The organism is Lachnospira eligens (genome assembly GCF_009680455.1).
GTDB classification, from domain to species: domain Bacteria; phylum Bacillota; class Clostridia; order Lachnospirales; family Lachnospiraceae; genus Lachnospira; species Lachnospira eligens_A.
Genome location: NZ_WKRD01000003.1, coordinates 180,600 through 194,012, shown reverse-complemented (window position 1 = coordinate 194,012; position 13,413 = coordinate 180,600). Strand labels below are relative to the sequence as shown.

Here is a 13,413-nt window from a genome sequence, read left to right as displayed (position 1 = left end):
CTTATTATTCAATCTCTTGCTCTTTATTATCAATTAATTCTTCAATTACTTTTATAAACGAACTTGTATGAATTTCGACTATATATAAGGATTTCTCCTGACACTCCTTGAGAAATTGTTTCATTAATTCTTGCAAGGTCTTAAATCCATATGTTGATAATTCTTTCTTATAGTCTGATGTCTGCATATTAACCATCCACATAGACTTAAAATATTCAATAAAGTCATTTCGTTCTAAATTGGATATCTTTTTAAATCCTTCTGCTGTTACATTTGCCATCTTATTATCAAATGAATATAATTGCATATTCTGTGATTGAATCAATGCCTTTAGTGGATTTATTTCCATCTGCCTAATATAAATATTTTTATTTTTTTCAAATATTATTTTGTCAGATTTTACAAATTCATCAATTATTTTATATGCATTCATTTCCTCTGCTGAAAATGAATTATTATCATAATCAGACACGATAGCTTTAAGATGTGGTTTATCTTCTCCTGATTGAATCACTTTATCTATTTGTATATTAATTCCTTTGCATATTTTCCCCCAATTGATATCTGGAAGTTTTATATTATATTCTCTAGCTAAAACACTGTTTAATATTAATCCTAAATAATCCCTTAATTCCAATACTCCCTCATAAGCTTCATTTATAAGTATCGGGAATCCTTCCTGTATATCAGATTCTTCTATATCAAGTAAACTATTTACACGCACTTTATCTGTAGGTGATTTGGCTTTATCTCTCATTACAGAATAATCAATCTGAGCATTGATCACATCTTCTTCCCACTTACCTGCCCTTATCCAAGATATTATTCCACCTGTAATGTATTTTTCATTATAAAATCCCTTATATACAATTGATATTTTCTCATCAGAAAACAATGTTCCATATCTTTGTCCATCTGTCGCCATTCCTGCTCTATAGCATAATACATATGATAAATATGAGAACAACCACTTCTCTTTATTATCAACTTTCTTTTCATTAAGTATTGAATATATTCTTCTAAAATCTTCAATAGCAAACTTAAGGCTTCGTATATTATGTGATCTGTACTTTAGTACTTCCTGCTCTTTATTATTTTCACTATCCTGTTCTTGTCCTGAACACATCTGACTCCTTTGTGAAGTCATATGTTCATTTGATACTTTCTCTGATGAATACCCTGAGAAAATTGCATTTATACTATTTTCATTTTCTTTAAGGAAAGCCTTATATTTTTTAAAACCTTCTTCATCCTTTCCATCAGGTATTATTATACCATCTATAACACTTGCGACTATATTAGAGTAATTCGGTATATAGCGTATTGTCCTCTGAATTATTTTTTCTTTTATTTCATCATATGTAATCTCCTTTGTATTGGCAGATTGCTTTATCTTCTCCTCATTCGCTACAACAATTGTATTAATATGCATATTCTCACAATACTCATTAATACATCCTAATAAATCTATTACTGAAAGATTAGCACGCTCTAAATCATCAAATATTAATATTACCTTTTTATCGCCAATTTGGGATTTAATACTTACAAAATCTATAATATTTATAGAAAGTACTCCCTTAGTGATTTTACCAATTGTTTCAGGTAAATAATCTGTAATACTTTCTGTAGCATTCTTAAGTCCTTTACCAACATTTTTCATATTATCTGATATTTTTAAACTATGCTTTGAATCAGCCATAGCATACATCCATTTTTTCTTTACCTCTTTATGAATATCCTCTATTGATTCTATCCCAAATAGACTCAAATGTATAAATATATGTGTATCCTTCATAATTTCAGTTAATTCATTTTTCAATAAATATGTTTTCCCACAGCCCCACTCACCGGTAAGCATTATTGCTCCTACCGGTTGTGGTTCATTACAATAATATTTTAACTCTTCTATAATATCCATTTAAAATCTGTCTCCTAATATATTATTCTCAGTCATTCCTATTATTCATCACAACATCACATAACCTACGCCCAACTTTTGTTAAATAAAACTTATCCACTTGCGATTCACCCGGATAAAGAGTTATACCTCCCGTTAATAATCCTAACGCCTGCAATCTAAAACACCTTGCATAATCGTATTCATGATTCTTCCCCTGTTCAAATATATCTATCAATTCCTTCACATCTTCAATTAACATCATATCAACAACCTGCAGATACTCCACGAAATCCTTATACTCTATATCTTTATTTACAAGAGAAATATAAAGATAAGCCTGTATCTGTGACTTATTAACATCATTACTTCTTGATATGAACAGACATAATTGCTCTATTTCTCTATATACCCACTTCTCCTTATTCTGATATGCAATTCTACGCTTATTTAATTCTTTTTGATTAACACTACATTTAGATAATTCCCTTAGAAATCGTAATTGTCTCTTTACTTCCATACACTTTATTATATCACTAGATAATGAATACAATGAAACCACATATTTAAATACTGGTATATCTCTTAAAATATCCGGTACAGTAAAACCTATCCCATCAAGTATCTTATCAAATGTTTCATCAGTCATATTCTGTATAATTTCATTATTAAAAATAGATTTTGCCATTGAATCTGATATATTAGAATCCATCATAATACTTCTCCCCTTTTCTATCCACTAATTCTCAATTCATTCGTAAGCGCTACATAACCCACCGTATAAACATCCTTCTCATCTGATCCATAAAAAATCTGAATACAAAAAAACATTTACTATTTTATAAATTATAGTAGATTTATATATATTTTCTGAATACGGATTAACATTAATTAAATATCCTTTTGAATTTCTAATTCTGGTATCTCCTATGTACCATCTTAAATAATCTAATTTTTCCATAACTCATTCCTCTGGGACTTCTTTATACATTTAACCTAATATATTACACATAAAGTCACTGCTTTTATTTTATAGTCAACCAGACAAATTTCATGCAACACTTTAAGAGAGGCTTCATCAACCTCTCTAACAATTCAACTATATATTACAATATATCGAATTAATCCAATAATCCTCATAGCAATGCTACTCCTGAAACCTGTCTAATTGTATTAATCCGACAAATATTTTCACAACCCAACTTATTTAAATGATAACATATTATAATCAGTTTATCAATCAATATTGCTATTCTCCTCCCGAATTCTCGGTCCCAATCACAAACCACATTTCAGAATATCAAAAAACCTCCGTCAGTAAAGCAAATGCTTCACCAACGGAGGTCATCTTCACATATATCAAATTAAAAAATCATGCATTATTTTGTGTCCTCTATAATACTAAAACCCTGCAAATGCATACCTACATCTCAATCAGACCTTCGTAACAATAGCACCCCCGTTTCCCTCTATTTCCACAGTTTTATTACCTGCAGTTATATAGAAACTATCACCCGCTTTATATGCCTTAACATCTTCTCCTACGCGGATAGTTCCACATCCTTCTGTGAATATCACAGAGCGGAAAGAAGCTGTATCGACATTAATTGATACTGAATCGGATATATCATATTTATAACATTCAAAATATTTGCAGCTTACTAATAACTGACCTTCTGATGAGTCCGCTTCAATAGTTGCTGCGGCTTCATTCAAAGCTTCATCATATGCATTACTGCTGCTTTCATATGGCACATATCTTTTAGTATCAACAACATCAAGAGCCTTATCGACATGCAGCTCTCGTTTATTTCCGAACTTGTCACTACAGTCATAATCATACATTCTGTAAGTACAATTTGAATTCTGCTGGATTTCACATATAAGGATTCCAGCTCCGATAGCATGAATCGTACCGGCTTTTACCATGACACAATCGCCTTTGCTAACTTCAATCTTATTAAGAATTTCTGTTATGGTGTTATTTTCAATGCGTTTTCTTATCTCTTCTTTGCTGGCATCTCTTGATAATCCGCAATAAAGATACGCTCCCGGTTCACAGTCAACTACATACCACATCTCATTCTTGCCGAATTCGTTCTCATTCTCCAATGCATACTCATCATCAGGATGAATCTGAATTGACAGTGGTTTCATTGCATCTATGAATTTTATAAGAACCGGAAAACGATCAAGAGAACCACTTTTCCAGCCAACAGTAGCTGCACCTGCTTTTTCAATAAATTCGCCAAAATACATGTCTTTATATGGACCATCTGCAATAACTGACTGTCCATCTGGGTGTGCTGATAATTCCCAGCTTTCAGCTATAATATCATAATCACATTTTTTGCCAAATACAGTTCTTAACTTGGTTCCACCCCACAGGTTATCCTTAAATGCCGGCTCAAGTCTTATAATATCCGGAATATTGTCAGATTCCGAAACAGTTTCAATTCTCAGGAAATCGGTTTCCGACATAATCTCACCAATGCCAGTCTCTATAATAACAACATCTTCACTTCCATGATTAGAAACCTTGTGTGGAACTCCGACAGGAACACTTACTGTTGCACCCTTACAATATTCTTTAATAACATCTCCTATCTGAATAGATGCTATTCCATCAACCACAGTCCAGCTCTCAGAGCGGTGTTCGTGACAATGCATTTTCATACTCATGCCAGGATATATAGTAACCTTCTTAACCTTATAATTCTTGGTCATTGCCAGCACCTGATGCATTCCCCATTCTCGAAAAGATACCTTAGAATGTTCAAAATAAGGCTTATACTCTTCTGTATTGGCTATGACAATATCTTTAATTGAACAAATGTGTTCTCTGTCTGATATATATGTAGCATCCTCAGTGTTAACAATAGAAATATTGTTAATGTGATTGGCAACAATAAGATGTTTATCAGCAGTATTAATCATGACAACATCTTCACATTCATTGTTAATGATATTCTTATGTCCATAATCATTCTGATTATCTTCATCATTAATATCTGCAATACTGTCAATGTCCCTGTATTCAAAATCAGCATTTATTTCAATTATGTCATCAATCCTGGTAAATAAATCCGCCTGCATACGCAGCTTAGGAAATCTTTCCATGATATTCTCAGGTACATTTATAATATGGCTTACTGTCTTTAACTTTCTCCTTATTACTTTCCGTGTCTGTGCAATATCAGGGTATATTCCACGCAAAGCTTTATTGAACACACCAACCATACATACATATATTCCCGCGTGTTCTCCATTCCTTGAAGATACAATATTAGCTATAGTTCCTGTCTTGGCAACTTCTTTAGCTTTGATAACAGAATCTTTATAACTTCCTGATTCTATAACAAGATCCGATACTGTAACCATCATAAGATCAGACGGATTCATAAATACACTTGCTAAAGAAACTGCGGCAAATGTACCGCAGCTTCTGCTTTCATATATTATCCTGTATCTGACATCCTGAAATGCCTTAAGCTGAGTTTCCATAATATCTGCATAATTCTCATTAGTAACTATGATAAACTCATCTACAAACGGCATATTTCTTACAATTGTATCCTGTAAAAGTGAGCGTCCTTCACATATATTAAGGAACTGCTTAGGATAGTTTTTTCTTGAAAGCGACCATAAAGTATTTCCAAAACCGCCTGCCAGTATTACACATTTCATAATAATTATCTCTCTGCTCCATTAGATTATTGAGAAAATCCTCATATGATAATCTTATTCCTTCTTCTAATTCTGTCTTATATTTCCAGCCAAGCTTCTCTGCCTTAGATACGTCAAGAAGCTTTCTTGGTGTACCATTAGGCTTTGTTGTATCCCAGAGAATCTTACCATCATATCCAATAACCTTAGCAACAAGTTCTGTAAGTTCTTTAATAGTAAGCTCTTTACCTGTACCAGCGTTAACAGTCTCATCACCACTATAATTGTTCATAAGGAACACACACAGATTGCACAGAATTTATATGATTCATAATAAATTTCTGTTGAAAATTATATTGTATCTTATCTTCTTCTGAAAATTTTCTATTATCGTAATAGTCCAATTCTCCACAACCTCCAGTCCCACAGTCACCCCAGCCTTATCCCCAAACATCTCCACATTCAGGGTTGCTGTTCTTTTGTGCCTGTTTATCTTGCAGATCATGGCTTCTTTACCTGCCAATGGTCCATCTGTGATAGTTACCTTGTCGCCCTCAATCAGTCCGCAGGACATAGCTATTTCGTAATTGTCATTGACCATTTCCCTGAATAGCTCTTCCTTGCTTCTTTCAATTGGTACGAAGCTGTCCTTGTCTCTTCCGAGCAGGCTTGTGAATGCCGGCACATTTTTCAGAGCCTCATATACCTGTTCCGGTGTATCAGTGTCTATGAATATGTATCCTGGAAACACTACCTTGCTCTCCTGATGCCACTTTCCATAGAATTTCTTAACCTTATTGAATCTGAGTACAAATATATCGTTATATGTTGTCTTATCGACTAATTTAGAACAGTAGTTTTTATGGCACTCTCTTTTCCAGTCTCTACCTTAACTGCATACCACATAATAACTTTCCTTTCCGGATTCATTAATCCAAAAAATTGGTAAGCTTCGCCATTTTGTCAGCAATGCTGGCAGATTAACTATCTACATATGACCACTATAAGAATAAACGTGACAAAGCAACGATTTATCCTGGTAAGCTTTTTTATCAATTATTCTTATGGCACTTTCCATGCCAGATGTTTTGTACCCATAACTATATATTAGCCTAGGGCAAAATACACCGTTCAATATTCTATCACTTTTGACTATATTCGCCAATGTTTTACATATTAATACTTTTCAATAATATTTTTCCACACCGAGAATCATATGTACGCCATGATTGATGAGATGTGTGAAATAAGGTTTTTAGATTTTAATATTCTTCCTTCAAGATAATTAATCACCCCACCAGAACAATCATTAATGTTCCAGCGAGGTAATCTAACATTTTATTTAATTATTTTATGGTTATCATATTCTAATAATGTTTCATAATCTTCTTTTAATTTTTTAAAACTTATTTTACAATTATGTTCCACTTCCTGAAGATTCTGTATCTGAGCTATATTAACATATATTTCTCTGTTGCTTTTCCCTTTTATTGATTTTTTAACAGATGCATTATGTAATCTTTCTATAATACACTTGGGATAATTACTTTGCGGATTTCTTTTATCTCCCCATAAGTTCTCAACTTTGTTCACATTATAATCAACATTCGTTTTTCCATATAGTTCTGTAATAGCAGCTTTATCTGCAAGTATCCAATTTTCAATTATACGGCATGATATCATCGGAATATAATGTTTATTAACGCTGTCAAGTCCTTCTTTTACTTCTGAATAGACCTCTTCGTATCTATTTATTATGGCTTTTTCATCGCTATTTTTCATTCCGCTTTCTCTGTCAGCATCACAATAATATACTCCATAGCTATATCCTTTTTCTTTACAGAGTACTTTAAATTTTCTTGCTGGTACAGATTTACCGCTTAATCCTCTTATGCTTCTTCCTTGAAGTCTTACTCGTTCAACATCTCTTCTATCAATAGGATTAATGTTAACATTTATTTTATAATTATCTGCTATTCTTTTTAGATATACCTGAACAGGTCCTTCTTCCCATTTATCTTCTCCAAATACCTGCTGTCCGTAATCCGTAACTCCTTCTCCCGTAACGGCTATATTCATTCTTATCCCGCTTTCTTTGTATATACAAGCCTATTTGCTACCCTTTAAAAGCATTTCAGCTATCTCTCCTTGTGACATATTAAGTATAATCTCACCTGGGTACATATATTCTAGTTTTTCTTTCAATGCCTCATTTTCAAACATATACTGTGCCCTTGTTATTCCATTATCATCTCTACACAAAAATACTATCTGCTCATATCCTACATAATCCAGGAAGACTGTACTATGCGTTGTCACTATTAATTGATGGGAACTATCCTCATACATCTGACTCAATACTTTCATTAAAGGTTCTGCATAATCTACATTTATACCATTTTCAATCTCATCCATCAAAAAAACAGAATCAGACGCATCTATTTCTGTAATTGCCACAAACGCAAGAACTCTTAATATACCATCACTTATTTCTTTAGATGAAAACTCTATATCCTTGCATTTATAATGTTCTTTTACATTTATCTGAGTCCAACCTGGTTTACCCTGAATTGACGCTGAAACATCATCTATTCTTTCTCCAAGAATCTTTTTCACTTTAGTCATAAAATGTTCTTTTTGAATATTATTCATTTGTTTTATAAATGAAGGCAGATTTCTTCCTGACTCACCTATAGTTTTAACTTCTCCTCTGCTTGAAAGTCTCATATCTTTTGGTGATAAAAGTTCAAACGAAGCTGAATTTTCGAAAAAATCAGCTATTTTTTTTAATCTGTACCCAACATTTTTGATTCCTTTTATAATTTTCATACATGAGCTTGATACGATAAAATTAGCAGGAATATCTATAAGTTCACCATCATCATTTATAAAACCACCGGCAGTATTCCTATATTCTAACAGCACCTCATCTTTCAATATATCAATTATACTTTCTGAGATAAGATGGATTGTATTCTTTTTTACATTTGTCTGTAATACCATCTTCCAACGTAATTCATCATCTCCAAGCTGAACCGTTGTTTCAAATGTAATTCTTGAATTATTTGAATTTCCTACCCTTGATTTTATATTATTAACAGACCAGTTTCGACGTTCTAATATTATTCTAAAATCATCTACTGTACAGTTAGCCAAAAATGATACTGCCTGCAGTATAGAACTCTTTCCCATTGCATTATTACCTACAATAACTGTCAGAGGTTTTAATTCTATTGTAAAATCATTCAATGATTTAAAATTATCTATAAATATTTTTTTAATCATACTGCCCTCATTTCCAAACAATTATTCTATCAAAACTCATTCTCCCCAAAGAACTTCCGCTTTCTCTCAATCATCTCATCAATTCTCTCAACATAGCTTCTGACATCTTTGACATTCTCGATTCGCTCAATACGCACAGAATGGTTTTCATCACCTTCATTATGGAACACAACCTTAGTTGAAGCACCTGCGCCGCACGCAATTATCGTCTGCTTTTCTTCCATAATAAGAATATTATATATGCATTCAAGTCCAGCAACTGCATAACCTACATTCTCAAAATTACCAGCCATATTCTTCTGACGGTACATATAATAAGGCTGCATGTTAAGATCTCTTGCTGTCTGCTCAGTCATCGCGATAATACTGTCTGTGTTCTTAATTGAAAGCTCTGTGTACTGCTGACGCAATATGTTAAGTCTTGAAGCTCTCTTAATTGCAAGTGAATGAACAGTAAGACTCTCCGGTCTCATCGCCTTAATTTCATTAAGTGTATGGTAAACCTCGTCTACACCCTCTCCCGGAAGCCCAAGAATCATATCCATGTTGATATTATCAAGTCCTGCTTCTCTTGCCATTGCATAAGCATTCTTAATATCTTCAACCGTATGCTTTCTTCCGATTAAATCAAGTGTTTTCTGATTCATTGTCTGCGGATTAATAGATATTCTTCCCACATTATGAGCTTTAAGAACCTTGAATTTATCTGGTGTCACGCTGTCCGGTCTGCCGGCTTCTACAGTAAGTTCACGGCATCTGCTCAAGTCAAATGCTTCTTCAACCACTGTCAGTACTTTATCTAACTGTTCTGCACTCAAAGTTGTAGGTGTTCCGCCACCCATGTACACTGTATCAAGTCTTCTGCCTTTCATGGATTCAGCGACGAATCTTATCTCCTTAATAAGTGCATCCACATAATTATCCACATAATCTTTGTATGCACCAAGTGCATATGATGAAAAGGAACAGTACAGGCAGATACTTGGGCAGAACGGAATTCCAATATACAGGCTGTAACCTGTCTTATAATCCATATCTGTAAGTATATCCAGTTCTTTCCTTGCTACTGTGAGCGCAAGTTCAGCCTTTTCTTCACTTGCATAATGCTTGTCCATAAAATGTTTCTTAATCTGTTCCTTGGTTGCCCCCTCTTCAAGCATTGTATACGCAATCTTACTTGGTCTTACTCCTGTAAGATATCCCCACGGCAGCTTCTTGCCTGTCTTTTCTGAAAGCTTCTTATATAAGCTGTCCTTAAACACTTCGTGGGCATTCTTCTTATCAAGCCCTGTGACATCAGGAACTTCTATTGAAAGAATCTCATCTTTCTCTTCCGGTTTGGAATCTGCCTTTAGTGCCATAACCTCAGTTCTTGGATAAAATGAACGGACAAGCACAACCGCATCATCATAAAATACATCATTATCAATCTTAATATATATCATCGTTGCTTCCTTTTCGCGTCAGTTTCTTTTCGCCTGCTGATTCCATACTCGCAAACCCGCACTATCGTGCTTCTCCGCCTGCTTCGCAGGCTGTTTGCTCGTTGATGCCCGCGAAAAGTAAATAACGCTTCGCGTTGCTTCCTTTTCTCTTGCGGGCATCACATAAACGGATTGTTCTGCTTTTCATATCCAATCGTTGTGAACTCCCCATGTCCGGGATATACATCTGTATCATCAGGGAGCTTGCAGAGCTTGTCATGAAGCGACTCCATCATTGCAGCAGAGCTTGCTGTAGGGTAATCTGTTCTTCCGACTGAACCGGCAAAAAGTGTATCACCTGACATAAGTGTCTTGTCTGATTCGATATAATAGCATGTTCCACCTGCTGTATGTCCCGGTGTATGGATTGCTTTTATCTTAAGTCCTGCAAGTTCAAGAATATCTCCATCATTATGAAGTACATCTGCTATAACCCTAAGACTCATGCCGTATGCATTCGACAGGTTTCTTGCAGGTGAAGCAAGAAGCTTTTCCTCGTCACATGATGCATATATCTTAATTCCATAATGCTCACGCACCTCATTAGCCGCACCTATATGGTCAAAATGTCCATGTGTAAGAAGTATTGCCTGTGGCCTGCTTGCTGAACGCACAACCATATCATATATAGACTCTGGTGAATCTGCCGGGTCAACAATAATGCTCTCGTTGTTATCTAAGTTAATTATAAGATAGCAGTTAGTAGCTACCGGTCCCAATACTCTTGATTCTATCTTAATCATAATCTGCAAACCTTTCTTAGCCGGCAGTTCTTGTTATATCAGTAACTCCGTCTATCTTTCTCAATTTATCTATAATTCTGTTAAGCTCTTCCTTGCCATGAATATCAAAACCGACACTTATGGTAGCAAATTCTTTCTTATTAAGACGGCAGTTCATAGACTTTACATCAATCTCTGCTTCTGTGAACATCCTTGATATATCAACAATAAGTCCGGTTCTGTTGTTGGCAAATATGTTGATTTCAACCTCATAGGTATCGCCTGCTGTCTGTCCCTGCTCCCATTCAGCCTCTATAAGACGAGCACGTTCATTAGCCGGGAAGTTGATTATATTAACACAGTCTGTTCTGTGAATTGATATACCTCTTCCTCTTGTAACGAATCCGACAATCTCATCACCAGGTACCGGATTACAGCACTTTGAAAATCTGACAGCAACATCATGGATTCCCTTAACGACAATTCCACCCTTGCCTTCCTTCTTCTTTGCCTTTTCCTTAGACTCAGCGGCAACGATTTCCTCAAGCACATCTTTGTCTGTAACTTCTGCCTTCTTGGTCTTTAAATGCTCCTCATTAAGCCTGTTTACTATCTGACTCTCTTTAAGTGCACCATGTCCAACGGCTGCAAGAATAGAATCCCAGTCTTTAAAGCCATATTTGTTAAGACATTTTTCAACATATTCAGGCTTGGTAATATCAGAAAGAACAATTCCTTTAGTCTTACAGTAGTTAGCAACCATTTCCTTGCCCTTAATGATATTATCTTCCTTTAACTCCTGCTTAAACCACTGGTTAATCTTATTCTTTGCCTGTGTGCTCTTTACAATTGAAAGCCAGTCACGGCTTGGTCCTTTTGAATTCTGCGATGTTATAATCTCGATTCTGTCACCATTCTTAATAACATAATCAATAGTAACAAGCTTTCCATTAACTCTCGCTCCTACCATCTTATTACCTACAGCACTGTGAATGCTGTACGCAAAATCTATAGGGCATGAGCCTGCCGGAAGGTTCTTGACATCACCCGTAGGTGTAAAGCAGTATACGCTGTCTGAGAAAAGGTTAAGGTCATTCTTGATTGATGATAAGAATTCCTTGTTATCAGACATTTCCTTCTGCCATTCAAGAATCTGTCTTAACCAGCTAAGCTTTGCTTCCTCACTCTGATTGTCCTTCTCGCCAGTTTTTCCCTCTTTATATTTCCAGTGGGCTGCAATACCATACTCAGCAATCTTATGCATTTCGTAAGTTCTTATCTGTATCTCAAACGGCTGTCCGTTAGATGCAATAAGTGTTGTATGGAGCGACTGGTAATTATTAGGCTTAGGCATGGCGATATAATCCTTGAAACGTCCTGGAATAGGCTTATACATTTCGTGTATTACACCAAGTGCCGCATAACAGTCTTTTACTGTGTCAACCTTGATTCTTACTGCAAATATGTCATATATCTGGTCAAGCGTCTTATTCTGGTTGACCATTTTTCTGTAGATTGAGAAGAAATGCTTAACTCTTCCGTCTATCTCAGCCTCAATACCGGCATTGCTTATATGCATGCCGACTTCTTTAATTATGCTCTTTATAAATGCTTCCCTGCCTGGTCTGTTTAAGTTGACCTGTTCAACAAGATCATTATATACATCAGGCATAAGATATTTCATTGATAAATCATCAAGCTCTACCTTAATCTTGGAAATACCTAACCTGTGGGCTATTGGAGCATATATTTCCATTGTCTCTCTTGATTTCTCAATCTGCTTTGCCGGCGACTGATACTGCATTGTACGCATATTATGCAGTCTGTCGGCAAGCTTTATAAGGATAACTCTTATATCCTTTGCCATTGCAAGGAACATTTTTCTAAGGTTTTCTGCCTGGACCTCAATCTTATCATGCTGGTAATTGAGCTGTGTCAGCTTTGTTACACCATCTACTAACAGTGCTACCTCATCACCAAATTCTTTTGCAACATCTTCAGTTGTCATAACTGTATCTTCAACAACATCATGAAGAAGACCTGCAATAATTGACTCCTTATCAAGCTCTAATTCAGCCAGAATAATAGCAACACATAAAGGGTGGATTATATATGGCTCACCCGATTTTCTGAACTGTCCCTCATGTGCCTTTCTTGCGGTCTCGTATGCCTTCTCGATATCAGACAGATCTGTAGATGGGTGGTATTTCTTTATAGCCGCAATAAGATCCTTATATAATTCCTCAGGACTTGTAAAATCTGCTGGTGTATCCACCGCTCTTTCAACCTGATTAGTTTTGTTATGGCTTGCGCCTGGTAACTCTATATTCTCTGGCATACGTGCCTCCATTCTCTG

The 13,413-nt window shown here is 35.2% G+C and carries 10 protein-coding genes and 1 pseudogene; all 11 read right to left on the bottom strand.

What is annotated here, in order from left to right; all coding sequences use genetic code 11:
- Positions 1 to 4 precede the first annotated feature (4 nt).
- Entirely contained in the window at positions 5 to 1,921 is a 1,917-nt protein-coding gene (locus GKE48_RS04895) for a P-loop NTPase fold protein (protein WP_055214365.1), read from the bottom strand.
- A 28-nt stretch (positions 1,922 to 1,949) separates the two neighbouring features.
- Complete coding sequence (locus GKE48_RS04890) at positions 1,950 to 2,615, bottom strand: hypothetical protein (protein ID WP_055214367.1); 666 nt, start codon at positions 2,613 to 2,615, stop codon at positions 1,950 to 1,952.
- A 78-nt stretch (positions 2,616 to 2,693) separates the two neighbouring features.
- A complete protein-coding gene (locus GKE48_RS04885; RefSeq protein ID WP_154300559.1) occupies positions 2,694 to 2,861 on the bottom strand; it encodes a hypothetical protein in 168 nt (55 codons plus the stop codon).
- Between the two features lie 473 nt (positions 2,862 to 3,334).
- On the bottom strand, positions 3,335 to 5,587 hold the full coding sequence (locus GKE48_RS04880; RefSeq protein WP_022097941.1) for a type I phosphomannose isomerase catalytic subunit: 2,253 nt from the start codon (positions 5,585 to 5,587) through the stop codon (positions 3,335 to 3,337).
- The gene (locus GKE48_RS04875) at positions 5,517 to 5,858 is read right to left on the bottom strand and encodes a Rossmann-fold NAD(P)-binding domain-containing protein (protein WP_330419175.1); all 342 of its coding nucleotides are present in this window, start codon (positions 5,856 to 5,858) and stop codon (positions 5,517 to 5,519) included. The genes GKE48_RS04880 and GKE48_RS04875 overlap by 71 nt, the downstream gene beginning before the upstream one ends.
- 36 nt (positions 5,859 to 5,894) lie before the next feature.
- A pseudogene (gene loaP / locus GKE48_RS04870) lies at positions 5,895 to 6,419 on the bottom strand (antiterminator LoaP); the annotation flags it as partial.
- A gap of 485 nt (positions 6,420 to 6,904) precedes the next feature.
- Positions 6,905 to 7,645: a hypothetical protein gene (locus tag GKE48_RS04865; protein WP_022097939.1), complete on the bottom strand. Its 741-nt coding sequence runs from the start codon at positions 7,643 to 7,645 to the stop codon at positions 6,905 to 6,907.
- A 30-nt stretch (positions 7,646 to 7,675) separates the two neighbouring features.
- Positions 7,676 to 8,851, bottom strand: coding sequence for an AAA family ATPase (locus GKE48_RS04860; RefSeq protein ID WP_022097938.1), 1,176 nt, complete (start codon positions 8,849 to 8,851; stop codon positions 7,676 to 7,678).
- 29 nt (positions 8,852 to 8,880) lie between these two features.
- Positions 8,881 to 10,296 (bottom strand): coproporphyrinogen dehydrogenase HemZ, encoded by a 1,416-nt coding sequence (gene hemZ / locus GKE48_RS04855; RefSeq protein ID WP_154300558.1) that lies wholly within the window; start codon positions 10,294 to 10,296, stop codon positions 8,881 to 8,883.
- 158 nt (positions 10,297 to 10,454) lie between these two features.
- Positions 10,455 to 11,078 (bottom strand): MBL fold metallo-hydrolase, encoded by a 624-nt coding sequence (locus tag GKE48_RS04850; RefSeq protein ID WP_022097936.1) that lies wholly within the window; start codon positions 11,076 to 11,078, stop codon positions 10,455 to 10,457.
- A 16-nt stretch (positions 11,079 to 11,094) separates the two neighbouring features.
- Positions 11,095 to 13,395: a RelA/SpoT family protein gene (locus GKE48_RS04845; RefSeq protein WP_243138440.1), complete on the bottom strand. Its 2,301-nt coding sequence runs from the start codon at positions 13,393 to 13,395 to the stop codon at positions 11,095 to 11,097.
- Positions 13,396 to 13,413 lie beyond the last annotated feature (18 nt).

Coding starts and splice junctions, on each gene's coding strand:
- GKE48_RS04880 (WP_022097941.1), bottom strand. CDS start 5,587: ATGAAATGTGTAATACTGGCAGGCGGTTTTGGAAATACTTTATGGTCG.
- GKE48_RS04845 (WP_243138440.1), bottom strand. CDS start 13,395: ATGCCAGAGAATATAGAGTTACCAGGCGCAAGCCATAACAAAACTAAT.
- GKE48_RS04860 (WP_022097938.1), bottom strand. CDS start 8,851: ATGATTAAAAAAATATTTATAGATAATTTTAAATCATTGAATGATTTT.
- GKE48_RS04885 (WP_154300559.1), bottom strand. CDS start 2,861: ATGGAAAAATTAGATTATTTAAGATGGTACATAGGAGATACCAGAATT.
- GKE48_RS04890 (WP_055214367.1), bottom strand. CDS start 2,615: ATGATGGATTCTAATATATCAGATTCAATGGCAAAATCTATTTTTAAT.
- GKE48_RS04895 (WP_055214365.1), bottom strand. CDS start 1,921: ATGGATATTATAGAAGAGTTAAAATATTATTGTAATGAACCACAACCG.
- hemZ (WP_154300558.1), bottom strand. CDS start 10,296: ATGATATATATTAAGATTGATAATGATGTATTTTATGATGATGCGGTT.
- GKE48_RS04865 (WP_022097939.1), bottom strand. CDS start 7,645: ATGAATATAGCCGTTACGGGAGAAGGAGTTACGGATTACGGACAGCAG.
- GKE48_RS04875 (WP_330419175.1), bottom strand. CDS start 5,858: ATGAACAATTATAGTGGTGATGAGACTGTTAACGCTGGTACAGGTAAA.
- GKE48_RS04850 (WP_022097936.1), bottom strand. CDS start 11,078: ATGATTAAGATAGAATCAAGAGTATTGGGACCGGTAGCTACTAACTGC.